Annotated in this window: 17 protein-coding genes; 16 read left to right on the top strand and 1 reads right to left on the bottom strand. The window is 61.3% G+C overall.

The window, feature by feature from the left end:
- Positions 1 to 298 precede the first annotated feature (298 nt).
- The 11 genes from ABVK50_RS29490 (at position 299) to ABVK50_RS29440 (ending at position 14,182) form a co-directional block, all read left to right on the top strand.
- Complete coding sequence (locus ABVK50_RS29490; RefSeq protein ID WP_353646255.1) at positions 299 to 1,255, top strand: hypothetical protein; 957 nt, start codon at positions 299 to 301, stop codon at positions 1,253 to 1,255.
- On the top strand, positions 1,252 to 2,394 hold the full coding sequence (dbpB, locus tag ABVK50_RS29485; protein ID WP_353646254.1) for a DGQHR domain-containing protein DpdB: 1,143 nt from the start codon (positions 1,252 to 1,254) through the stop codon (positions 2,392 to 2,394). Before ABVK50_RS29490 ends, dbpB (ABVK50_RS29485) begins: the two co-directional genes overlap by 4 nt.
- Entirely contained in the window at positions 2,394 to 3,683 is a 1,290-nt protein-coding gene (gene dpdA, locus ABVK50_RS29480; RefSeq protein ID WP_353646253.1) for a tRNA-guanine transglycosylase DpdA, read from the top strand. The genes dbpB (ABVK50_RS29485) and dpdA overlap by 1 nt, the downstream gene beginning before the upstream one ends.
- Positions 3,680 to 4,780, top strand: a complete 1,101-nt coding sequence (dbpB, locus tag ABVK50_RS29475; RefSeq protein WP_353646252.1) for a DGQHR domain-containing protein DpdB — start codon at positions 3,680 to 3,682, stop codon at positions 4,778 to 4,780. Before dpdA ends, dbpB (ABVK50_RS29475) begins: the two co-directional genes overlap by 4 nt.
- Positions 4,781 to 4,784: 4 nt before the next feature.
- Positions 4,785 to 5,420: a 7-carboxy-7-deazaguanine synthase gene (queE, locus tag ABVK50_RS29470; RefSeq protein ID WP_353646251.1), complete on the top strand. Its 636-nt coding sequence runs from the start codon at positions 4,785 to 4,787 to the stop codon at positions 5,418 to 5,420.
- Positions 5,417 to 5,770 carry a 6-carboxytetrahydropterin synthase QueD gene (queD, locus tag ABVK50_RS29465; protein ID WP_292058274.1) on the top strand — a complete coding sequence of 118 codons (354 nt, stop codon included), beginning with the start codon at positions 5,417 to 5,419 and terminating at the stop codon, positions 5,768 to 5,770. Before queE ends, queD begins: the two co-directional genes overlap by 4 nt.
- A 21-nt stretch (positions 5,771 to 5,791) precedes the next feature.
- Positions 5,792 to 6,529 (top strand): 7-cyano-7-deazaguanine synthase QueC, encoded by a 738-nt coding sequence (gene queC, locus ABVK50_RS29460; RefSeq protein WP_353646250.1) that lies wholly within the window; start codon positions 5,792 to 5,794, stop codon positions 6,527 to 6,529.
- Positions 6,522 to 7,088 carry a VUT family protein gene (locus tag ABVK50_RS29455; RefSeq protein WP_353646249.1) on the top strand — a complete coding sequence of 189 codons (567 nt, stop codon included), beginning with the start codon at positions 6,522 to 6,524 and terminating at the stop codon, positions 7,086 to 7,088. Before queC ends, ABVK50_RS29455 begins: the two co-directional genes overlap by 8 nt.
- Before the next feature lie 539 nt (positions 7,089 to 7,627).
- Positions 7,628 to 10,852 (top strand): SNF2-related protein, encoded by a 3,225-nt coding sequence (locus ABVK50_RS29450; RefSeq protein ID WP_353646248.1) that lies wholly within the window; start codon positions 7,628 to 7,630, stop codon positions 10,850 to 10,852.
- A 40-nt stretch (positions 10,853 to 10,892) separates the two neighbouring features.
- Positions 10,893 to 13,301: a DEAD/DEAH box helicase gene (locus ABVK50_RS29445; protein ID WP_353646247.1), complete on the top strand. Its 2,409-nt coding sequence runs from the start codon at positions 10,893 to 10,895 to the stop codon at positions 13,299 to 13,301.
- Positions 13,301 to 14,182, top strand: a complete 882-nt coding sequence (locus tag ABVK50_RS29440) for a hypothetical protein (protein WP_353646246.1) — start codon at positions 13,301 to 13,303, stop codon at positions 14,180 to 14,182. Before ABVK50_RS29445 ends, ABVK50_RS29440 begins: the two co-directional genes overlap by 1 nt.
- A gap of 22 nt (positions 14,183 to 14,204) precedes the next feature.
- Here ABVK50_RS29440 and ABVK50_RS29435 read toward each other — a convergent pair whose 3' ends face one another.
- Complete coding sequence (locus ABVK50_RS29435; protein WP_353646245.1) at positions 14,205 to 14,906, bottom strand: hypothetical protein; 702 nt, start codon at positions 14,904 to 14,906, stop codon at positions 14,205 to 14,207.
- A 114-nt stretch (positions 14,907 to 15,020) separates the two neighbouring features.
- On the opposite strand from ABVK50_RS29435, the gene ABVK50_RS29430 reads away from it, so the two are divergent.
- From ABVK50_RS29430 to ABVK50_RS29410, 5 genes are read left to right on the top strand one after another with little or no spacing between them, the layout of a single operon-like run.
- Entirely contained in the window at positions 15,021 to 17,297 is a 2,277-nt protein-coding gene (locus tag ABVK50_RS29430; RefSeq protein ID WP_353647064.1) for a hypothetical protein, read from the top strand.
- Entirely contained in the window at positions 17,294 to 17,977 is a 684-nt protein-coding gene (locus ABVK50_RS29425; protein WP_353646243.1) for a hypothetical protein, read from the top strand. Before ABVK50_RS29430 ends, ABVK50_RS29425 begins: the two co-directional genes overlap by 4 nt.
- Positions 17,978 to 22,543, top strand: a complete 4,566-nt coding sequence (gene dpdJ, locus ABVK50_RS29420; protein ID WP_353646242.1) for a protein DpdJ — start codon at positions 17,978 to 17,980, stop codon at positions 22,541 to 22,543.
- Complete coding sequence (locus ABVK50_RS29415) at positions 22,543 to 23,088, top strand: hypothetical protein (protein ID WP_353646241.1); 546 nt, start codon at positions 22,543 to 22,545, stop codon at positions 23,086 to 23,088. The genes dpdJ and ABVK50_RS29415 overlap by 1 nt, the downstream gene beginning before the upstream one ends.
- The gene (locus tag ABVK50_RS29410) at positions 23,085 to 25,163 is read left to right on the top strand and encodes a hypothetical protein (protein ID WP_353646240.1); all 2,079 of its coding nucleotides are present in this window, start codon (positions 23,085 to 23,087) and stop codon (positions 25,161 to 25,163) included. The genes ABVK50_RS29415 and ABVK50_RS29410 overlap by 4 nt, the downstream gene beginning before the upstream one ends.
- Positions 25,164 to 25,192: the final 29 nt, after the last annotated feature.

Here is a 25,192-nt window from a genome sequence, read left to right as displayed (position 1 = left end):
CGGCGAATCAGATCCGCGTTCCTTTAGTTAGGTCGCGAATAAGCGCAGTTTTTGGATCGCGTCCGCATTCCCACTTAACGGAAACTGCGCCCTTCATGACGCTATGGCGCGCTGACCTCAAGCAATGCAGGGGATAGGTTGACGCTTCTGTCATTTTTTCGTAGCTGTCGCTAGGCGACTTCTATAGGCTTGCAATTCAGGCCACCACTGATGCGAAGAGCGCTGGCTAACGCGTATTCAGGTAGTTTCTCCTAAGTTCACCGACAACAATTTGGCACCAGTTATTGGGCAGAATGGCATGCAAAGTACGGATCAGATTGCGGACATGTGTGGTGGGGCTGCCGCAGTTCTCGTCCCTTGCGCCAGCCGCAAGCGTCTCAGGCCAGATAGCAATGCATCCGCAGTTTCGCTTCGCCGTTCCGACCAATCCGATCTCGAAACTGCGTGGCTCGAACGACTTGCTAAGCTGCCAGTCGCATGCGAAGCAGCGGAGCTTTACGGTGGGCGAGGATTTCAACTCGCTCGGCAAGCCTCCGCGATAATAGGTGCGCCGCTCTACATCGTCTCGGCCGGGCTCGGCTTGGTGGCGTCTCATAGGCAGGTTCCTGCCTATGGTCTTACCGTCAGCGGCCTAGGACCAGATAGCATCGCCGTTCGAGTCAACGGCAGGTTCGACGCGGCTTCATGGTGGCGTGCTGTCAACAGAGGACCCTATTCGACCCGGCTTGCGCGCATTCTTAAGAAGAACGCGTCGCAGCCTATTGTTATTGCGCTGACCCAACCTTATGCGTGGATGTTGGCATCGGACCTCGATGCGCTAAGCGATGCCGAGGTTGCGCGACTGCGCATTATCGGCGTTAAACTCGACGCTGCCTTGCCGTCCCGCTTTGCGTCCACCCTCTTGCCCTATGATGAACGTCTTGAGGCCATCTTGGCGGGGACGCGGGCGGACTTTCCGCAGCGCGCTTTGTTGCATTTCGTCTCAGAAGGCTTGGCTGCCTGCCCTGGCGGCGATGCGTTGACCCATCAACGTTGGGTTCAGACGGCGTTGGCTGGGCGACACGCGCCGGTGCGTCGGAAACGGCCGCGCCTCCCGGACGAGGATATTCTCGCGCTCATTAAACGCCATTTACGAAAGACGACGGGGATCGGGGGCTTACTGCGCGTTCTGCGAGACCGGGAAGGAGTTGCCTGTGAGCAGGCGCGCTTTTCACGATTGTATCGCGCTGCACTTGAGGAAAGGACAGCCGGATGAGCCGTCGCTCAACTAGCAACGACCCAGTGCTCGCCGTCCGAGCTTTGCGGACGCAACAAGCCGGCGGGATCAATATCTATGCCTTCTTTGTGCCGGGTGCCGATTTGCTCAGGATCGCCGAAATCAGCCGAGTCCACAGGGATTCGGATGGGGCGCTGCATGGTTTCCAGCGCAAAGAGATACGAAACCACGTCCAGGCCATCGTCGAATTTCTCGATCAGGGTTCAGTTCTCTTTCCGAATGCTATCATCCTGGCGATCTCGCCGCGTGCGGTGTTCACACAAAGTCGAGGCAGCAAACCCGACGGGGATGTCAAAGCGTCTGACGCGGGCACCCTGCGTATTCCGATTCCAAAGGATGGAACAAAGGCCGCCTGGATCGTGGACGGACAACAACGCTCAATCGCGCTCGCACAAGTCAAAGACAAAGGCTTTCCCGTCCCAGTGGTCGCCTTTGTGTCTGAAGATTTGTCGACCCATCGAGAGCAATTCATTCTGGTCAACAAGGCGCGTCCACTGCCACCGCGATTGATCAACGAACTGCTGCCTGAGGTGGAGGCCGATCTGCCACGCGATCTCGCGCCGCGTCGCATTCCCAGCGAAATCGTGAACTTGCTCAACACGGCATCGGACTCTCCATTTCGGAACCTAATCAGGCGGTTGTCTGACGAGAACCCCGAGGCTGTGATTATCGATACGGCTCTGATTAAGGTGGTGCGCAACAGCATCAACAGCCCCCTTGGCGCCCTCGCGCCTTACAAGGCCTCATCGTCACGAGAAGCCGATTGCCTGTCGATGTACCGCGTCCTCACGGCCTTCTGGGGCGCCACGAGAGAGGTGTTTCCCGATGCTTGGGGGCGTTCGCCGATGGAGAGCCGTCTAATGCACTCGGCCGGAATTGAGGCGATGGGATATCTGATGGATCGCATAATGTCGCGGGCTTTGGGAGCGAATGATTTGCGGCGTCACGCTATGGATGCTCTTTTGCGCATAGCCCCATATTGCTGTTGGACCAGAGGGCGTTGGCCTGACATAGATCGCGACTGGAACGATATCCAGAACCTCGGCCGAGACATACGGCTGCTCTCTGAACAACTGGCGCGTCTTGATCACGTGCATTCCTTCGCAAAGGTCGCGTGATGAAGTTTGTGTTTGCCGACAGTCTGGATTTCGTCGATCCAGCCTATGATTTCATCGCCGATCGAAACGGCGCTGGTCGCGCCGTTCATCGAGACGACGAGTTTCCCCACGAGTTCTTGGACGTAGCTCCGTACGACGGCATCCTAGTCTCCCGCGGTATCGTGGGCGACGCTCTCATTCCTGGGAAATACACAGAAGCCCAATTGATGAGATTTCGGCGAGAAGGGGCCAGGCGGTTTCTTCGCTACCCACAGGATCGCTTTCCCAACAGCATGATGATGGGTGATTGCGGCGCATTCACCTACCGCAATATGCCGGAGCCTCCCTATCGAGCGGAGGACACCGTCGAGTTCTACGGCGACGGCGGCTTCACGCATGGCTGCTCGCCGGACCATCTGATCTTCGATTTCGACGATCAGGGCGCGGAGCGCTCGAGGTCCGAGATATCAGAAGAGATCCGTCGCCGCTTCGAAATCACGCAGCAAAATGCAGCAGAGTTCATCCACGTTGCAAGGACCCTCGGCCCCCGATTTGTTCCGATGGGCGTCATCCAGGGGTGGTCAGCGCCAAGCATGGCAGATGCTGCGGTCGGTCTTGCTAAGATGGGATATACGTATTTGGCGGTTGGCGGCACCGTTCCGCTTAAAATCGAACAGATCCGGCGCGCATTGGCGGCAGTTCGGGATGCATTGCCGCAACATGTTCGCTTGCATCTCTTAGGTTTCGGCAAGATTGAAAACTTAGCGGATATTGAACGCCACGGCGTTACCAGCTTTGACACGACGTCCCCCTTGGTGAGGGCGTTCAAGGACGCGCGCAAAAACTACTGGATGCGTAGCCGAACGGGAGAACTCTCCTATTACACGGCTATTCGCATCCCCCAGGCGATCGAGAACAACAGGCTGAAAAACAAGGCTCTTGAAGGGCGGATCAACCAGGAGGAAGCACGAGTGCTAGAAGGAGCCGCACTCGACGGCGTCCGCAAAGTGGCACGGCGTGAGATCGGAGTTGAAACAGCGCTCGATGCGGTCATGGCCTATTGGGACAAGCTCAACTGGGACAACGAAGCATCGCCGTCGCGGCGCGCTGACTCGCTGGAACGACAGCGGCGGATATATGCACGCACGCTTGAGGATCGGCCTTGGGAAGGATGCGATTGCCGCGTCTGCCGTGAAGGCGGTGTTGAAGCTCTGATCTTCAGAAATTCCAATCGAAATAAGAGGCGCGGAATGCACAACCTTCACGTTTTTCATAAGCACCTATGTGACTTTCGGGCAGACGCAGCATGAGTGGAACGCGCCTTCTCCATTTTGACGTCGTTGTGCCTCGTCAGCGTGAGGGTCTGCCGGTTTTCAGCTTTGCGGCGCGGGCCGGCGACGTCGGTCGCTTTGCCAGGATCGAACGGGCAGGCCGCGACGAAGCGGGCATCTTGCAGGGATTTCAGCGGCCGCAGATTGCTGGCCACATTCGCGAGATTCGTGACTATCTCGAAAAGCCGAACGCGATTCTTCCCAATCCGATCGTTGTGGCCTTCATGAGTTCTGCCAGCCTCGAGTTGCTGCCACCGCCTAGCGGTGGCAGCGGAGGTCAGTTCGGTCACCTCACGATCGATATAACGAACGGCGCTCCCGGGTGGATCGTCGATGGACAGCAGCGATTTACGGCGCTCAATGAAATACGCGGTCGTGAGTTCGAAGTGCTGGTATCGGGCTTCATCTGTGACAGTATCGAGGAACTTCAGAAGCAGTTCATTCTCATCAATAACACCCGCCCGCTGCCAAAGGCGCTTGTCTACGAACTGCTACCGCAAGTCAGTGATCTGCCGCCGCGCATGTCCAATAGGAGCCAAGCGGCACTTATGATCGAGGCGCTGAACTATCGTGAGGGTTCGTCCCTGCGCGGCTTGATCCGCCAGCAGACAAATCCGAAGGGCATCATTCGTGACACCGTCTTGCAGCGTGTTGTCATGAACTCGCTGACAGACGGAGCGCTTCGCCTCTACGCAGACGACAACCAATTGCTGCTCGATCGCGGTGTCGATCTGGTCAGCGAATACTTCCATGCGGTGAAGTATGTGTTTGCTGATGATTGGGAGGGAAAGTCGCCGAAGACATCGCGACTGGTACACGGCGCCGGGATCGTTGCGATGGGCTACGTCATGGAGGCTCTGCATGTAATGATTGGCGCAGAGGACCGAGAGTCCTTCGCTCGGGGGCTACGGCACCTCAAGGGTCGCACCGCCTGGAGTTCGGGTGAGTGGGCATTCGGACACGAGCGCCGGCGTTGGAATGGCTTGCAGAACGTTCCCTCGGACATCCGACAATTGTCGATGCACCTTGTGCAGGAACTGAAGCGGGCCCTGCCGCGCACTGTCGAGGCGGCGTGACACCATGGTCTATGCGGTCAAGGAAATCTTCTACACGCTTCAAGGCGAGGGCCAGAACGCGGGGCGCGCAGCGGTTTTCTGCCGGTTTGCCGGCTGCAATCTCTGGTCAGGTCGCGAGGTCGACCGATCTAAAGCGATTTGTCGGTTTTGCGATACGGACTTTGTCGGGACGGATGGAGATGGCGGCGGCCGCTTCAGCGCCGCAGGTGATCTCGCCCACGCGATCGCAGAAAAATGGCCGTCCGGCGACATACGACGTCGCCTCGCAGTCCTCACGGGGGGCGAACCGCTGCTTCAACTCGACGGTTCTCTCGTAGTGGCCCTTCACGCCAAAGGTTTTGAAATCGCTGTCGAGACAAACGGCACGTTGACGCCGCCTCCGGGGATCGACTGGATTTGCGTAAGCCCGAAGGCCGGCGCACCGCTGGTCCTGAAACGAGGCAACGAAATCAAGCTGGTTTTCCCTCAGGTTGGCGCCGAACCGGAGCGGTTCGAGGCGTTGGAATTCGACCATTTCCTACTCCAGCCGATGGATGGACCTGCGCGCATAGCCAATACCCAGGCAGCGGTAGAATTCTGCTTGGCCAATCCTCGCTGGCAACTCAGCCTTCAAACACACAAACAGCTAGGAATTCGATGAAAATCACACAGGCATTCACCTTTGAAGCGGCGCATCGCCTGCCCAACGTGCCGGAGACGCACCGGTGTCATCGCATGCACGGGCATTCGTACCGCATCGAACTGCGGCTGGAGGGGCCTGTCGATCCGCACACGGGCTTCGTCGTCGATTTCTTCGATGTGGAGGCAGCTTTTGGGCCTTTGCTGAAACGGCTTGATCACTATTGCCTCAACGACATCGAAGGGCTGCAGAACCCCACAGCCGAGAACATCGCGATATGGATATGGGACCGCGTCAAGCCGATTCTTCCTCAAACGACTGCTGTGGTCGTCTTCGAGACGCCGGACTGCTGGGCGGAATATGAGGGCTGACGCTTTTGCCGGGAGCATGCCATGAACGACTCTGACGCCATCGTTCTGTTTTCTGGGGGACAAGACTCAACCACGTGTCTCGCCTGGGCGCTCGATCGTTTCGCGCATGTCGAGACGATTGGCTTCGACTATCGCCAAAGGCATCGGGTCGAACTGGATGTGCGACCGGTGGTGTTGAATGCGTTCCGGGAGCGATTTCCAAATTGGGCCGGAAAACTCGGCGGGGACTACCTGATCGACGTTGCAGTGCTCAGCCAGGTAAGCGAGACATCGCTCACCCGCGACGTCGAAATCGCCATGCAGGCAAATGGTCTTCCGAACACCTTTGTGCCGGGACGAAATTTGCTCTTCATGACTTTTGCGGCTGCCGTCGCCTACCGGCGCGGCGCCAAGCACATCGTGACGGGCGTATGTGAAACCGATTATTCCGGTTATCCTGATTGCCGGGACGACACAATGAAGGCGATGCAACTTGCCCTCAATCTCGGCATGGATACACGCTTTGTCGTTCATACGCCTTTGATGTGGATCGACAAGGCTGAGACATGGCGCTTGGCCCACAGCCTGGGTGGCGATGAACTCGTGGACTTGATCCGCGACCAGACGCACACCTGCTACCAGGGCGATCGCACCCATCATCACGAATGGGGCTGGGGCTGTGGTGAATGTCCGGCCTGCGAGTTGCGCGCTGAGGGATATCGACAATTTACGACGCTACTGGCGACGCCATTACCGACAATGGAGGTTTCTAATGGCTGAAATTGATCGCCTCCGCAGGACGGAAGGAATCGTATTCCTGTTGTGCTTTGCCGGATCTATCCCGCTTGCGAACTGGCTCATCGGCAATGTCGGAACAACCTGCGTTCCGAACGGCCCATGTCTGATTCCAGTGGCGCCCGGACTTGTCGCGCCTAGCGGGGTGCTGGCGGTTGGGCTCGCCTTGGTACTGCGCGACCTTGTGCAGCGGCGACTTGGGTTGAGTTGGGCGTTTGCCGCAATTGTAATCGGCGCCTTGTTGTCGGCGAGTTTTGCACCGCCGGCACTGGTCGTTGCTTCCACGGCAGCGTTTCTCCTGTCGGAAATAGCAGACTTAGCGGTTTACACTCCGCTGCAGCGCCGTGGATTTGTCCGCGCAGCGATCGCAAGCAGTATGGTTGGGCTCGTTATCGACAGCATTGTATTTCTCGGTCTCGCTTTCGGCTCGCTTGAATTCTTGACGGGACAGGTGGTGGGTAAGGCTTGGATGGTGTTGGCGGCTCTTCCATTCCTGGCCTTGTTGCGCGCGCGAGATCGTCGACTTGGCCTTATGCCGGCTTGATATCCGGAACCGAAGCATCCTGCCCGTATTTGGCGGATACGCAGGAACTGGCCGGCTCCAGCCTTGGTGTTGATACAGTCTACTGGCTGCTCGAAGTATTCGGGGACATTCTCCGCTTCAGCGCGCCAGACGCTAACGCTCGTGAAGCTTTCCTGGATAATGTGCTGTGGCCAGATTACCTTTCTCCCGCGCCAGGCGGAGGAAGGGAACCTGTCGCGGGGGTAGGGCGTAGTCGTCCGTGGCGGTGGCTGCGCACCCCGTCCGGTTCGCGAACTGCGGACGAAGGGTTGGCAACTATCGACCGGTTGCTTAAAGTGCCGCTTCTTCTCAATCTGCAATTGCCTGTGGCAAATCAAATCTGCATCATGTGTGATGGGGAGGCAGATAGATGCGAGCGACAAGTGATTCGACGTCGGCTGTTTCGGCGGGCTTAAGGAGCCGAGCGTTCTATCACGCGTCCGAACGCGTGTGGCACCCGCAACGTTGCCGGTCCTGATTGTTCGATGGCAATCCGGTTAGCCTCGACTTCGGCGGCGGCGATGCTGGGCTATCTCGTTCAGCATCGCCTCTTCGGTTGCTGCAAGATCATCAGGATCGATGGACGTACGGTCGAAGTCAGGCTTTGCGATGTCGGGGGTCGGCGTCTCTTCTCGCTTCAAGCGTTCGAAGGCGGCGACTTCAAGCGGACGACACTCCATGCGGGCGCGCTGGCGATCTGTTCGCATGGGCAGTGTTCGATCAATGCCCTTGTCGACGGCGACGAAGCGGGCCCGCGTCACTACCGCGTCATCTATGAGGACGGTTTAGGCGCGACGGTGAGTGAGATTGAACTTCTGCCGCTGCCGGCGAGCCTTACTGATAGCCTTCCTGCGCGCCTCCTCCAGGGTCGAACTGATCCTTATGCGCTATTTTCTGCCCGTCACCGATTGCTCGTGGCGCTTGCGCGCTTCAATCGGCAAGTGGGCGGGCTGCGCGCCTTGCTGGCCAGCCGTATTGACCTTCACCCGCATCAGGCGTTCGTCGCGGGAACCGTCATCCTGGATCCGGTGCGGCGCTACATCCTCGCCGACGAAGTGGGCCTCGGCAAAACGATTGAAGCCGGGATCATTTTGCATGATCTTCTGTCGCGACGCCCGGACGCCCGCGTTCTCGTGCTCACGCCCGGCCCATTGACCCGCCAATGGCTGTGCGAAATGCACAGCAGCTTCGGTGGGCAGGCGTTCAAGCTTGCCGATCTTCATCCAATCCAGTCTGTCGATTTGAGTCGCTGGTCCAAGGTCATCTGCTCGACAAATTTTGCGCTCGACGGTCTCGACGAGGACCTGCTGGCGGTTCCCTGGGATCTGGTAGTGGTCGACGAGGTCCATCATCTGCTCAATGCTCCGCACCTCTACGAAATGGTGGAGCAACTCTCGCGCAGCGCGCGTGACCTTTTGCTGCTCAGCGCAATTCCAGTTCGTCGGCGCGAGTCCGAACTCTATCGCCTTCTCGCGTTGCTCGACCCGCGAACCTATGCCAAGGACGGCACCGGCGAAGAAGCGTTCCTCGCCATCTACGAGGCACAGGAACCGCTCGGGCGCCGGCTCAACCTGCTGTCGCACGATCTTACAGACCTAGAGAGCGGCGAGGCCACTAATAAAGATGTAATCGAGCGTCTTGGTCGGCTGTTGTCGCTGCCGATCTTACAAGAAGACGAGCAGCTTCAAGCGCTGCTTGCCGCCGCCGAAGCTGAGCCGGAGCGCGCTGCGTCGCTCGCGCGAGAGGCCCACTTGACAGTCTCGGATCGTTATCGCGTCAATCGCCGTATCCTTCGCAATCGCCGAGAACGCCTGATCAGCCAGGATCGTCTGCCGGCGATTATCCGAATGCCGACGCCGCTCTGCTACGAACCTGATCAGATCGAGGGCGAGGCAGTTACTGCGGCTGAAGCAATGCTTGCGGCGCTCGCCGCCGACACCAGCCTGTCACGCGACGTCCTGCGTCCGTTCAGCCGCATCCTCCTGCAAGCGCTGGTCGATCCCATCGCCACGCTCGACGTGCTGGTCGCGGTGCGCGATGCAAAGGCGGCAACGGTTAACTCTTATGGCCGGGAGATGCTGAATGCGGTGGTTGGTCTGGGTGGTGACCGCTGGACCGTACAGCTGCACACCGCCTGCGCTGGCGTCAAGGCGCACGTCGATCCCCGCCTCCTGTCAGCCGGACTCCGTCTGGCGTCCAACTGGCGCTCATCGCAGTCGTCATCGGCCCGCTGGGACGCGATGGTCTCGCTGTTGCGCGGGGAGATCGCCGCCAACCGGAAGACGCTGGTGTTTGCAGGCTTCCCCGGCGTCGCGCAAAGGCTCGCTACGCTCCTCAAGGACGTGTTCGGCGAGAAGTCCGTGACCGAGTTCCGCAGCGATCTCGATGACATGACAAAGGAGGAAAATGTCCGGCGCTTCCGCACCGAATCCAACGTCTCGATCATGGTCAGCGATGAAAGCGGCGGAGAAGGGCGCAACTTCCAGTTCGCGCATAGTCTCGTCCACGCCGACCTCCCCTGGCACCTTGCGGTAATTGAACAACGTATCGGTCGCCTTGACCGTCTTGGCCGGGAGGCCATTTCCAACCAAGTCATTTCGCATATCTGCGTCAGCGCTGGCGCGTGGGAGTCTGGCCTTTTTGCCTGCTACCATGACGGACTCGACCTATTCGGAACGTCGGTCAGCGGACTGGAATTCGCGCTGCGGCACCTGCAGGACGAGATTGTCGATGCGGCGCTCACAGGTGGTCAGGACGAGATGCATGACCTTGTGCCGCGGCTGCAGGCGATTGCCGCGGAAGAACGCGTTCGCGACGACAGCGAAGCGCTACTCGATGAAGCTTCCTATCATGCGGCGCGCGCTGAACGTTTCATGCACACGCCATCGCCCGGAATTGAGACAGCGCTGGAGGCCGCCTTTCTCGACTATTTTCGGGTACTGGCTGGTGGCAAGGGCGTCTCAAGACACGAGAGCGCAGACGGTGCCGAGGGGCTATGGTGTCTGCGGCCCGGAAATGTCCGGCACGGGGAACTGACGATCGTCGATAAGGACGCGGAGGGCGAGCTTCGCAAGCGCATTGGTACATTCCGGCGCGCGCTCGCGCAGCGACAGCGCGACGCAGAATTTTTCACCTACGGCAATCCGCTGTTTGACGCCGTGGTTGAATCGCTCGGCCATCGTCTGACTGGGCGGACCTACGCGATTGTCTGCCAGGCTGCGGGCGCGATCAGTTTTATCGGGCTCGAGATGATTGTCGCGGCCCGGCCGCGCCTCAACGCGAGCGACATCTCGCCAAGTCTTTTGAACCTCGCGGATGCGATCTTTGGGGCACGGCGGCGGCCATTGTTCGTGCCCTTGATTCAGGGCCAGAAGGTCGATGGCCAGCAACTGGCAACCTTACGAACTTCACTATCAGCGAAGGGTGAGGGGCCGCGCTGGCGCGATCTTAGCGGCGACGAGGTCCAGCAGTTCGTCCGGCGTGTCGACGGCGACCTGTCGACCTGCCTCAATCGCGCAATGGAGCACGACATCCCCGCTGCAAGACAGGTTTTCGCAAGGGAATTGGCCGAGCCGTTGGCCTCCGAACGCAAACGCATTGAGCTCCAACGGCGCCAGTTGATTGAAGGTGGCGATGCCGCCGGAGCAGCCGAAGCGGATATGTTAGAGCGCTACTCCGCGCTGATCGACAGCTGGGACATTGTCCTCGACGGGATCGGCTTTCTAGCCGTCAATATCCGGGGCTGATATGGCGAGCTTAGCCCCTTCCGCAGTAGAGCCGACCTTAGTGCAGCAATTCCGCACCGCTCTTTCGACCGGGACTGCTCCCGAGATGATCGTATTGCCGCCCTCGACCTGGCACGTCGACTATCCCCGCTGGCGCTTCTTGTCGTTGCTTCAGCGTTGTCCCGCGCCCACGCTTGATCATGGCGTACTGCTGCGGCAGGCGGCACGCTGGTCGCGCGGGGGGCTCTTCGTCGGGAACTGGACGTCCGAACTCGCCGCCGTCGGCGAGGCATGCGGCGTCACGCTTTCCGCGGCAGGCGATCTGATCGCTGCCCCCTATTGCCCGGATTGGCTGTCCGAAGAGATCTGGCCCGAAGGCCATGGTCTCGACGAACCACCCTTGCTAGCAATACCAGACGAGAGCCTCCCGGCAGAGCCGTGGCTCTGGTCGCTATCAAAAGGGCAAATGCGCAGGTGGCACTCCGCCGCGCAGAAGGAGGCTTGCTGGCAGGCGCTGATGGCACCGCCCGGCTCGACTACCTTGCTGGGCTTGCCGACCGGCGCGGGCAAGAGCTTAAGCTTTCAGCTTGCAGCGCGGTTCAGCGCTGGTGTCACGATCGTTGTGGTCCCGACGACGGCGCTCGCAATCGACCAATACATCGCCGCCAAGGAAATCTTGGCCGACTTCCCACATCTCGGCCCGCGCTATTATTCCGCCAACGATCCTGCCAGCGATCCTGCAGCAGTGCGCGCCGCCTTGCGCGATGGGAGTTGCCGATTGCTCTTTGCGTCACCTGAATCCTGCGTGTCAGGCAGCTTGCGTGCAGTGATCGACGATCTGGCGGCCGCAGGACGCTTCGCCACTTTGGTGGTTGACGAAGCGCATATCATCGATTCCTGGGGTGGGCATTTCCGCGTCGAATTCCAGCTACTCGCGCTTCGCCAAACGCAATGGCTGAAGTCTAGTGGGGGGTCGCTGCGTACACTACTCCTTTCGGCGACCTTCACGCCGCATTGCCTCGACCTGCTGCGCACGATGTTCGGCGGCGATCAATGGCGACAGTTCGCTTGCCAGCGACTACGCCCGGAGATTTCCTATTTCAGCGGCGGCTTCACGGCGCCTGACGATCGCGAGGCGGCGCTCGTCGAGGCGCTTCACCATCTACCTCGCCCGCTGATCCTCTATGTGACGGAGGTCGGCGAGGCCATTCGGCTCCGTGAGGTTCTTGTCGGAACCGGATTTGCAGCAACAGAATGCTTTCACGGCGATACTTCGGGCGCCGATCGACGCCGGCTGCTGCTCGCGTGGCGAGCTAACGAGGTCGAGATAATGGTGGCGACCTCTGCCTTCGGCATGGGGGTCGACAAGCCCGATGTCCGCGCCGTCGTGCACGCCTGCTACCCCGAAAATGTTAATCGGTACTATCAGGAGGTCGGCCGCGGCGGCCGCGACGGCGCGAAATCGGTCGCGCTGTGGATGCCGTTGACGCCGAAGGATCGGCGGGTAGCGACGAGCTTGCTGCCGAAGATGCTTGGCGCTGACCTGATCGCTCTGCGCTGGCAGACGATGCTGGGTGCGGCGCGCGACGAGGAGGACGGCATCCTCAACATGCCGACCAATGCCAAGCACCAGCGGCTGATGGGCGGGCGCAGCTATGGCGAGAATATCCGATGGAACAAGCGGCTGCTGCTGATGATGGCACGCGCCCGCCTGATCGACCTCGTTGATCTCCAGTTAGAAGAGGACAGCGCTGTGCCGGAAGGGCGGGTCGAGCGCGTGCGCCTACGGTGCAACTTCGTGCCCAGTGACCCGCGGATTGCAGAACTGCTCAAATCGCCGCGCGAGCACGACCTGCGCGAAGCGGGCCGCGGCATCCGGGCGCTCGACGACTACCTCGCAGGCACTGCCAAGATCTGTCGGCTGCTGCGCCGCGAATATGGCGCGGAAACGATCATTGCCTGTGGCGGCTGCATCGCCTGTCGCGACGAACCGCTCGATCGCTATTCTATTCCTGCGCTGGACTTCGACCCGCTGGGGCCAACCAAGCCAAGGCTCGACGTCGTCTCCTCAGAAATCTTCTCGAGCGGCGCGAAGGCGATCGGCGCGCTGGCCGATCGCGTGGCCGACCTTATCAGCGAGCAGCGGCTCGTCCAGTTCCTATGCGCACCCGACCTTCTCGGGCAGGTGACGATGGCGCTCGCCGAGCGCCTGCTCCCGGCCGGTCGCCACTTCTATCGGCTCGATGATGCGCGGGAGATCGGCAGGCTCAATATTGATCCTGGCATGCATGTCGTCGCCATTCATGGGCGCATGCCCGATCGCGCGATGCTTCGCTTGCGCGCCGGGATGCGGATCTCGCACCTCTTCCCCAAGGATGCGCAGATCACCGATGCCAATGACCGCGTCCTGCTCATCCATGAGGGGGCGTTCTTTTTTCCTTCCTATGACGAATGGCGGACACAGATCTAATGTTCACGGACTCTGAAGCGACCCCTGCCCGCGTCGAGATGCTGCTCGAAGTGGTCCGTTCGATGAGCGACCGCAAGCTCGATGCGTCGACGATTCGCCAGTTGCTCCAGCCAGAGGGGCTTCCGGCACGGACCAGCAAGAGCGACCAGGCGGGACGCGCGATCACTGCGGCGCGGGAACTTGATCTCATCGAGGATCAGGCCGGCGGTATAATCCGCGCCAGCCGCACGCGCGACAATCGCTCCGCTCGGACGGCAGTGGTTGAGGCCATCGACGATAAAGTACTGCGCGACGACAAGATCGAACCCTGGTTTGGGCTGTTCTACGCCTTCCTGCTCGGGCGGGACGAATCAGCTGCAACTGGCAAAGACGCGGGAGAGCATTGGGAAGCGCGGTTCGAGCGTGAACTGTTCGGCGGAGCCAAGCAGCCGAACAGGTTCAACGATAGCAAATATCGCGGTTTCCGGCGCTGGTTCCGTTATTGTGGGCTCGGCTGGCACGACGGCGAGGACCGCTTCCACCCCAACCCCTATGATCGCGTGGCGCGGCAACTCCCTGCCATCTTCAGCCAGGGGCGCGATCTTTTAATCGACGTTTTCATGGACCGGTTGTCTCAGCAGTGCCCCGAACTTGACGGAGGGCATTTCTTCCTGAGAACCAATCCGAACTGGGACCGATCCGCCCGCACGATCTCGCTCGGTCTGTCACATGCACTGGTCGATCTGCATCTCGACGGTGTGCTGGTGCTCAACTGCCCGCTTGACAGCGACGGCTGGAGCATCGCCAAGGCTGCACCGCCGCGGGACGGGGTTCATCTGAAGTCCGACCTAGTCTCGGCCGTGCGCTACAACCCCGCCAAGGGAACGCGTGCCAATGGCTGAGCCGATCGTTGTGCCCGCGCGATTAGGGCAACCCTGCTGGACCGATGCCAATCTCGAGGCAACAGTTCGGACCGTCGCCGCCGTGGGCGACGAGAGCGCTTCGCGCTTCCTCGCCACGCATGCGCCGATGTCTCACGTCCGCGTCGGCGACACCGAACGCACGCTCACCGACGCCAAGGTGTTCGACCATATTGTGCGCCTGAGCGCGCGCGAGAATGTCGTGTTGGTGCACGGCGCGCCCGGCACCGGCAAATCGCACCTCATCAACTGGGTGAAACTCCGCTACGACCATGCCCTGAAAACCGGACAGCTTGCCGATGTGCTGCCTGTGCTCGTGCGGCGCCGCACCGGCAGCCTCAAGGATGCGCTCGAGCAGCTCGTCGAGCAGCTGCCCGACCGCTTCCACAAATATCTTGAGCCGGTGCAATCCGCGATCGACCGCATCTCCGAGAAGGAGGCGCGCAAGAAGCTTGCGACCGAACTCCATCTTGAACTCGGAGTTCGCTGGGAAGAGGCGGGCAGGTCGCCGTTGCCGCGCACGATCCGCCATCTCGCCGAAGCTTTCCACGCCGAGGGCTTCGGTGCCTGGCTCTGCCGCGAGGGCGGGGTGATCGACCGTAATATCCAGCAGTTGATCAGCCCGAGCGATGTGCGCGACCGCGAGAACTTTCCGCCTTTCACCGCGGACGAGTTCCGGATCGACAATCCGCAACAGCGCAGCCACGGCCTCAACACCGCCAATGTCCGCCGGCTGATCGATGAGTTCGCCGAGGAGCCGGAGTCGGCCGAACAGGCGGCGCGTCTGTGCAACGATAGCCTCCGCGCCGCGCTGCGCGAGTTGACCGGTCTCGGCAATGCGGCGCTATCGACGATCCTGCGTTCGATCCGCCAAGACTTGCGCAAGGAGAACAAACGGCTAGTCCTGCTGATCGAGGACGTCTCGACGCTCTCGGTGCTCGACGACGAAGTCGTCAACGCTGTCGAGCCGCAGGACGACGCCAGCCTCTGTGATCTCACGTCAGTGCTCGGCATGACCGAGCAGGCTTATCTGCGCCTTCGTGACAATCAGTATCAGCGCGTTGCCGGCAGCGGTCTGATCCTGTCCTTTCCCAAGGATGCGAGCGCTGCATCCTGGGCCGACGAGAATGCGGAGATCGATCGATTCATCGCGCGCTATCTGAATGCCGCGCGTCTGCCAGAGCCGCAGGTCGCCCTGATCGCCGATCATCGGCGGCTGGGGGGCGACGTGAGCGTCAGCGCGTGTGACGACTGCCCTGCCAAAGAGGCCTGTCATGCGGCGTTCGGCAGTGTGGCCTTTCGCGACACGGTAGTTGGCTTGTTTCCGTTCCGGCCGGGTACCGCACCGTATCTGCTCGACCATCTTGATGAATCGCAAACAGGCGTGCGCCCGACCCAGCGTGGTCTGCTCGATCATGTCACCAAGCCGGTGATGCGCCATGTCGATGCGCTCGACCAAGGCGACCGCCATCCCTTGTCCCTTCCGATCCGCCGAAAGCCCCCAACCGATTGGCAGACGCTCACCGAAACCTATTTAGGCGGATGGGCTGCAGGCGATCAGACACGCTTGCGCCTCTTGGTCGAAGCCTGGACGCGCAAGACCAAAGCACCTGATATCGCCAGCGACCTGAAAGCGCTGCTGGAGCCGTTCAACCTGCCGGAGTTCAGCGCCAAGGCCGCCGATGGCGGACCGGTCCAGCCGGTTCGCGATGCGCCTTCGGGCGCAAAGGCACCGGGCGTCCAAGCGACTGGCGGTGACACGGTGGTGTCCCTTCAGCCTGTACCGGCACCGATCGATGCCGCCGTGCAGAAGCGACTCACGGATCTTATCAACAGGCTTGAGCGCTGGTGGTCCGGTGAGACGCTGGAGACCCCAAGAGACTATCAGGAGATTCTGCTTTCCTTCCTGAAAGGCGCGCTTCCGCTTGATGATATCCGATCGCCAGCGGTACCCGCTCAACGTCTGTTGCGTGAGGCCAATCGCGGTTCAATCCGCATCGAGGACTCGGCCACCCAAGCCGTGTCAAACAGGGTCTCCTTTGCCTTCGAGCGCACCCAAGACAGTTATGATCTGATCGTAGCTCTGATCCATCATGCCATCGAAGGCAGGGGAACGTGGGACTTTCCGCAGAGCGAGCGCTACAAGAGGATTGTTGCGCGTTGGCTGCGCAATCACCAGCGCGCGATGCTCGCCGCGCTCGATCCAGTCGGTCTTTCAACGACCGTGCCGATCAAGCACGCAACCAAGTTCCTGTGCATGTCGGCGATCATCGAGCGCCGCGCCGAACTGCCGCGCGATACATCGGCCGCCTTGTCACACGTGACATCTACCGAGGCGATGAAGCTTCCAACGGTGCTCACAGATCCGCTGCGAAAACTCTATAACGACCTGCCCGAGAGGCAGCGCACGCTGCAGTCATTTCTCGTCGAGGAGACCAACCTTCCCCAAGGGGCAACCGGTGGCATACTTGTTATCGATCCCCAGGTGATCATAGAGGCAATCACCGAGGCGCGCAGCGATCCCTCGATCGCGCCCCTTCCCCCCGACTATTCGGCAAGTTACTGGAAGTCGCGCTACCAGGCGTTCGAGGGGCTTAAGGCCTGGGCAGGGCTGCCCGGCGCGATCGCGACCGAGCGCGAGGCGATCGGCGAGTTGGTTCACACAATCGATCATGTGCTAGCGCGCAATGGTTTTGCTACCGGCGGAAATTATGCCGGCTTCGTCGATTTCATCGCCGACATGGCCCGACTTATCGAGCTTTTGAAATTATCTTTCCGCTGGCCGAGCACCGATACAGACTTCTTCAAACGCGACAAGATTTCCGATCGCAGCGCTCCTATGGCGCGAGTATTGGCGAACGCCGCGGCGGTCGCTGAGGGGACAAACGATACTGATGTCCTGCTGTTCGATCCGCAGGCACTGGTTGAAGTCGCGGCAGTCGTCGAGCGATGCCGACTCTTGATAGAAGCAGCAAACGCACACGCCGAGGCGAAGCTAGCCCATATGATTGGGGAGGGCGATCCCGACGCGCTCGAGAGCGAGATAGTCGCGGAATTGGCGCGGGTCACCGGCGTTGCGCAGGAGGTCGTGGCATGAGCCGCATCTCAGACCTCATCGCACTTATGAAAGGGATCCCTGACAAGGAGAAGCGCGCCACCCAGTTGGGAGAGATGGTCGCGATCCGCGATAAACTCAGCAACTCCGCTGACCTTGCCGAAAGATTGCGGAGCCTGAGTTCCGCGCTTGAAGCAGTCGAAGGCGCAAACTTCGTCGAGAAAGCCAAACAGGGCCTTGCGCAGGCGTCTGCCAACGCAGCGCGATTTAAAGCGCGTCTCGAGGCTGGATCGGGTTTCGATCGCAAGCACGCCGACGTCACGCTAACTGCTATCAACGAGCGCCTCGAAAATGCGTCGGCTGCTGTCACCAAGGGTTGGCGGACGCTGGTCGATGAGCAGGGAAAACGCTACCAGCCCCTCGCCGAAGCCGCCGGGCGCGCATCGCTTCCTGGCGCAGCCGCGCTCAATGCCGCGATCGCGCGGCTCGACGATTGGCGCGACACTCCGCCCACGACGCCGCAGGCGGCAGAAGTCTATGTCGCGAACGCCGCACGCATCCCGGCCGCGATCGCCGATCTAGGTCTCGAAGGGCGGGCCGGCAAGTTCATGGTCGATGCGGCGAGCGGTCGCGCGAAGGCGAAGGAACTCCAGAATGCCGAGGTTCTCGCATTCCTTGATGCCAATCCAGCAGTCTGGTCAATGTTAAAGGTCGGGCTCTAAATGACCATCGCATCGCCGACGTTCGTTTCGGACTTCCTCAATTTCATCGAAGAATGCGAACTACGGCTCCAGAATTGGGGCTTCTACGAGGTCGCCTTCGACGAAGCCGACCTTTCGGCCCTCATCGAGACCGACGCCCCCGATGGGGTGCGCGAGGCATGGGACGCACTTGCCCGTGACGGCATCGATCTTGGCACCCTGCTGGCCCAGATGCGACGCGCGGATCTCCTGCATCTGGTCCCCGATGGGTCGGGACGCATCCGCAGCCGCTTTGCCGAAGGGCTTCGGTTGCTCGCGCATCTGCGCCAGCGCTTCGGCTATCAGGACTGGGCGAGCGGCCGCCGGCTTGTCGCCGACATCAAGCTCCATCTCGCGCCGCGCCGCTATCCCGCGATCGGTATTACGGCCGACACCGCATGGGCCGGCATTGCGCCGCATGCGTCCCAGCCTACGTTCCAGCGCGCAGTTTTCGAAGCTTTGGCGTCGCGGGCCGATGGTAGTACCTTCACCTTCGCCGGGTTCCAAGTGCGTTCCTTCGAGCGGATCTTCCGATCCTATGGCACCGAGGAGCAAAATGGGACCGTGGTCTGTGCGAGCACCGGCGCGGGAAAAACCAAGGCCTTTTACATTCCCGCCTTCACCGCGATCGCTCCCGAACTCGGCAAATTTGCTGATCGCTTCACTAAGGTCATTGCGGTCTATCCGCGAAATGTCCTTCTCGCCGACCAACTCCGTGAAGCGATTGCCGAGGCGGGTAAACTCGGCGCACTGCTCAACGCTAATGGCATGCGGCCGATCACGGTCGGGGCTTTGCTGGGGGATCTTCCTCCCGCCGGTCACTTTGATCTTGGCGACAAGAGTCCTTTTCTCAAACAATGGAAGCGCGTACACAATCGCGGATGGGTGGTGCCCTTCCTTCGCGCGCCCTTCCATACGAGCCGCGGCGAACTCGTCTGGCTCGATGCCGACCGCAAAGCCGGACGGACCACCCTGTATCGGATCGACGCACTCGACGAGCCGCCGGAGATTCCCGATGCCGTCATCCAGCTGACCCGCGAAGGCCTGCAGGCCAATCCGCCCGATATCCTGTTCCTGTCACTTGAGATGATGAACCGCGAGCTCGGCAATCCGCTCTGGGCCAAGACATTCGGAATCGGGGTTGAAGAGAAGCCGCGGCTGTTTCTGTTCGACGAGGTCCACAATTACAGTGGGCTGAGCGGTGCCCAGGCGCCCTGGATCGTCGCGCGCTGGCGCCAGGCGGCGCGACCTAAAGGATTACATGTCGTCGGTTTGTCGGCGACCCTGCGCGACGCGCCCAAACATCTCGGGACGATCGGCTGCGTGAATCCGGAACGCGTCGTCGAATGCACGCCGATGGATGGCGAACTCGAGCCCGAAGGCCGCGATTACACCGTCATCGTCAAGGGTGACGCCGGGTCCGGCGCCTCGCTACTCGCCACGTCGATCCAGGCGGCCATGTTGCAATCGCGGCTGCTGACACCCGCCCATGTCAGCTATCCGCCCAGCGAGAGCCTCGCCGGTTGGTCGCTCTATCTACGCAAGGTTTTCGGCTTTACCGACCAACTTGACAGCCTCAACCGCTGGCTCCCCGACCTCGATGACGCCGAGTGGAACCGCTTGGCTCAATATCGGCTGCCCCCCGATAAATCCGGCCAGACGGTGAGCCAGGCAACCGAACGCGCAATGCTCGCGGATGGCCAGATCTGGTCGCTGCCCGATACGCTCGGCCATGACCTGCGCCAGAGCGCTCGGGTCAGCCGCTGCAGTTCGCAAGATCCAGGCGCCGACACCTCCTCCGACATCATCGTCGCGACCGCAAGCCTCGAGGTCGGCTACGACGACCCCGATGTCGGCGCAGTCATTCACCACAAGGCGCCGCGTAGCATCGCCTCCTTCCTGCAGCGCAAGGGCCGCGCCGGGCGCACGCGCGGTTCGCGGCCGACGACGCTCATTGTCCTGTCGGACTGGGGCCGCGACCGCTGGCTATTTCAGAACAGCGAACGCCTGTTCCAGCCCGAGGTCGAGTCGATCAAGGTGCCGTTGCTCAACCCCTATGTGCAGCATGTCCAGGCGACGAGCTTTCTGCTCGATTGGGTGGGCCGGCGAGTCGGCGCCGCTGACCCGGTGCGCTATCTGCGGCGCCCCGGCAAATATGACGCGGCCGCGCGCGGCCGCGCGATCGCCTTGTTACGCCGCTTGCTTGATCTCGGGGACGACTATGCCGCCTTCCACCGAGAACTGGGCTGGGTGGTGCGCCTTACCCAGCGGTTCGGTTGGGCGAGCGACGAGGACATCGACCGGGTCGTCGACACGATGCTTTGGGAAGCGCCGCGGCCAGTGCTGCGCCACGCCGTGCCATCGCTGTTGCGCAAACTTGAGGCGGAATGGCGTTTCGCAGATCCAAGCCGGGATAATGATCGCGAGGACAGCGGTGCGCGTCAGCCGCTTCCGAGCTTCATCCCCGCCGCGTCCTTTGCCGATCTCGCAGCGTCGGATGTGACAGTCGACTTTCCCGGGACGAACAAGGACGTTGAGATCCGTGGGATCGCGTCGCAGCTTATCGAATCCTGCCCCGGGCGCGTCTCCAAACGCTTTTCCGTACGCCGCCAGGAGCACGGCTATTGGCTCGCCGGGTCTGAGCAGCTTCTCACCGCGCCTAGTCCGGTTATTGTGCCGGCGCGCCAGTTCTTCCCCGACACTCTCGCAATCGGCACCGACCAAGCCTCGGCAGCGCTTCAGCCGTTGCGCGTGGCGCTGGTTGAGCGGCCGCGCGACGTCAAGGACAGCAGCAACGCCGCGTGGCTCTGGTTGAACAGCGCCGAGTGCATCGGCGATGGGCGGTCGCTTCGTTTGCTCGGCCAGCAGCATTGGCAGGAAATCTTCGACGATACGCGTGCCTATCTGCACGGCGACCTAAATGCAGTGCTGATTCGCCGCCGAACAAGCGAAGGTCGCTTCGATATTTTGATGAACCGCGGCGTCGAACGCCGCGGTGCAATTCTGCTGGCCTCAACGTCGGACAATGGCGAGGTCGTGCGCGAACCCGTCGGCTTCGAGCAGACGGTCGACGCCCTTGTCTTCCGAATTCGCGAAGAGCGTCTGCGCGTCCGGCCCGCGCTCGATGACGCGACCATGGGCCGGCTGCGCCAGGATTATTTCAAGCGTCTGCTCATGGGCTCGTTGTTGCTGCGCGAAGCGGCAAGCAGCTTCACACTTGAATGGGTGTGGCAAACCAGCCTGGCGATGCTCACCGCTACCGCACTCAAAGCTAAGTGCAGCCTCGAAGCAGCGCAGTCGCGGCTCGACGGCAAGCGGGTCGCGGCAATCGGGCGGGTCCTTTCACGCATGTTCAGCGTCTCCGCGCTTGATGATGACGATGCCGACGATCATCATGCCGGCGGCAAGGCGCGTAAGCGGCTCGAGGCTCTCTGGTCCGACTCTGCCTGCGCGGCGGAGATCACGCGCGCCGAGACCGCGCTCTGGTCCGATCTAGACGAGGATTTCGAGGCTTGGCTGCGTCAGCGCCATTTGCAAACGCTCGCTGAGGGCTGCCTAAGCGCTGTCCATGCCGTCGCCACCGATGTCGGGGAAGGTGATCTCATGGTCGATGTCCTCGCCGAGGACGGGAATCCGCTGATCGTCATTTCGGAAAGCGCGCCCGGCGGCATCGGGCAGATCGAAGCCTTTGTGCAAATGTCACTCGACGGCGAAGGTGCGTTCGAGCGGGCGCTGGCGCACGCGCTTGGCTTCTGCACCCGCGCGCATATCAGTGAGAACCTGATTGCGGTCGCCGAACACGCCCGCACTCCGGGAACGCTCGCAGACGCTTTCGATAGAACGCGGCGTGCGCGCGGCTATCAGCAAACTCTCTCCGCGCAAGAGCGCCTCACCGGGGCTCTGGAGGAGGCAGGGCTTGGCGCTTCGCGCCAAAATGTCGTCGCGGTGACCGGCCGTCTGCTCCAGCCAAACAGCAATACGACGACCGATGCCTGGTTCGACAGCCTCAACCGGTTGTGGGCGAACAGAGAAAGGCGGCTTGGTGCGCCCATAGATGCGCGCGTCTTCGCCTATCTGTTGGCCGACTCCCCTTATGTCCGCCGGCGCTTCTCTTTGATGATCGAGCGCATTACCGCGCAGCAGCCAGCCGAGGCGCAGCTGTTCGCGCGGACCCAAGACTTTCTGGTGCCCGGCTGCCACGACAGCTGTCCGCAATGCCTGGCCAACACCAATCGCTTCGCCAGTGACATTCGTCCGTCGCGGGAACTGACCGCTCAATGGCTGCGCGCTTCACGACCCCCGACGCCCTCTCTCTCGATCTCGACGGGCTGGGTCGAACGGCTCCATGCTCTGCTAATGAGCGAGGATCGGGTTGAGATCATTGGCGGCGCCGACGACCTTGCGGAAATCGCGCGGGCGCTACAAACACTCCTCACCGAGCCGTTCGAGCGCGATTATCTGCTCGTCTGGCCGATCCTGAGCGGCGTGTCGCGCAATCCCGATGGCTGGCGGGTCGGCGTAGAAATCCGCAACATGGGGGTGCGGTGATGCGACCGGCGCTGCAAAGCCGCGACATCTGGACTCATGGTGGCGGCTGGCCGCTCCCCGACCTGCTGCGCTCGGCGCTCGCGTCGCTCCTGCTCCTAAGCGAGCATCGCCGGCCGGCCTATTTCGCGAGCCCCTGGATCACCGACTTTGACCTGTTCGACAATCGCTTCCGGGACTTTGCCGCGCTCTTTCCGCGTCTCGCCGAGCAGCCATGGATCCGCTTCTCGGACTATCTAACCGCGCTCTCGACCAAGCTCGATGTCCGTCTGCTTACCACCGATAATGACCGCTCGCGTGCATTCATGAGTATCCCGGCGCTCAAAAATGTGTCGCGCGTGTCGTGTCGCCTCGGCGACAGCAAGTTCCACGAAAAGGGCATTCTCGCACCGACCTTCTACATTGAGGGGTCGATGAACATCACCCATCACGGGGTACGCGTGCGCGGCGAGAAGGTCGTGTATCACAGCGTCGTCGGCAACGGCTTGCCGCCCAAGATCGCGGAAGCCTATCTTGAGCTTGATCGCCATTGGAAGACGCTTGCATGAGCGACAGCAGTACGGTCACCACGTTGCTCGACATGTTTGGCGCCCGACTATCGGGGGAATTGGCCTTTTCGCTATCCCTGCACGGTAGCGTGCGCGCCGACCATCCGCTCGCCAATGAGATCGCCGCGACGCTCAACGGTAAGGTCGCGTCTCTACCCTATCCGCGCAGACAGGATGTCGTTTGGGTGACCCTCGCGCCGACGGCCGGGGAACTCCGGCGCGCGATCGAGGACCTTCGCTGCTGGGTTCTCCCGAGCTTCGGCTGGGAATCCGCGCCATCGATACTGTCGGAGGGTGGTACGGCCGGACAAATGGGATCGCTTCTGCTAAGGCAGTCACCCCAGGGCTATTTCCGCTGGCACAGCCGTCTCGCCGACATCCATCATGTGATCGCTCGTCTGGCAACAATGCGTGCGGTCATCGCACAAGCGCCCGCCCGCCAGTCGCAGTTGCGCCCGAGCCTTGAAATGCTGCGCCGCCAGTTCACCTTAGGGCTCGCGACCGGTGACCGAAACACCGCGCTCCAAGCGATCAACGATATCGATCAACGCCAACTCGATACGGCATCCAATGCGCTCTCCATGCGCATTCGCCTCGCCGCGGCCTTTGGTGACGATCAGGCGATTGTTAATCATCCGCAATTGGACGACCTGCTGTCGATGCGCATACCACAGCGCGTCGTCGAAAGCGTGCTCCTGGCCCATCATGCAGTCTTCTTGGCCGACCACGAGGCCGCGGGTAACATCGAGGCCGCCCTCGCGGCATATCTGCCCTTGTACGGCCGCCTTGCTGGACTTGCCGGTCACCCTACGGACGGTGCCGATGCCGCTATTGTGCGCATGGCCACCTATGATGCGGCGCTCGCGAAAGATGCAGGCCGGCTCCATGCGTTAGCAGACCGTTTTCCGGGCGATGCGGTCGTTGCGGCGCTCGCTTCCATCCTCCCGGCGCTCGGCCTGCAGTCGAGTTCAGAGCCCGCGGCGCCGCCCGTTCTAAAGACCGAAGCCCAGTTGGTCGAGCCGCCGTTTGTAGAGACCGTCGAGCCACCTGTTACCGAGGGTGAAACGCACAAAGTCGCTTCGGTGCCGGTCACGGACGAGCCCGCGTTGCCGCTCGACTGGTCGGACGTTCCTACGCTCGTTGCGACCGACGCACACGAGCCCTTGGCCGCCTTTCTCCAGCGCGCCATGCTGATGCCCGACGCCTGTGATCCGGGTGACGGTGACTTCGTCATTGAACTGTTCACGGACTCGGACATCATAGCGGATACGAAGAAACGCGCCGCAGCTGACCAGGTCCTGACGACCGTCATCGACGCCTATGTTTGCGAGGAGCGGTTTCCGCGGCGAGAACGCCTCAGCCTCTATCAGGCGGTGCTCGAGATCTGGTCGTCGAGCCGTACAATGTCGACCGATCCGATAGACGGGCAGTTGCTGCTCACCATCGCCGATGCGCTGCTACGTCTCGACGGCCGTCTGGAGGCGATAGCCGCAACCGCGATAGTGCGCTGGTGGGAAGCCCGGCCGGTCCGCTCGCGCCTCGCTTGGCTCGGCGAAGCTCTGGAGCTTTTGACCGAGCAGAGTACCGCTCAAGATTATCTTGCGCTTTGGTACGCGGGTGCTGGTCTCACAAAGGTCGACCACGAAGGTTTTTCTGTCGCCGACCGGCATCTTTGGTATCGACTTGGCCGCCGCCTCGGTCTGGATGTGACCACGACCGACGAAGCGCTCGGTGGAGATTGGCAGCCCCTCCAATCTGCGGATGACCCGCTGCTTGCGGCGGGGTTCAAGAAGATCGCAATCGTCTCATTGCATGAACGTGCGGCGCGAGAAGCGGCCGCGCAAATCGAAGATCGCACGCAAGCCCACGTCGTCTTAGTGACGGATCATGCTGCAGGCGAAGGCACCGCGTCAGCGACAACGGCCGATGTCATACTATTCGTGTGGGGGGCCACCAAGCACGCGGTTTATCGTGCCTTCGATAAGGTAAGAGATCGCCTCGAATATGTGCAAGGGACAGGTAGCGCGAGTATCGTCCGGGCGCTCGAACGCAGAGTTCGCGCGGCTGGAATGTAGTTAAAGTTTAAGTGATCGGTCAGTGGTCT

It is taken from the genome of Mesorhizobium sp. WSM2240, assembly GCF_040438645.1.
Taxonomy (GTDB): Bacteria; Pseudomonadota; Alphaproteobacteria; order Rhizobiales; family Rhizobiaceae; genus Allomesorhizobium.
The sequence above is the reverse complement of the archived record's forward strand: the minus strand, read 5'-3'. Positions and strand labels throughout refer to the sequence as shown.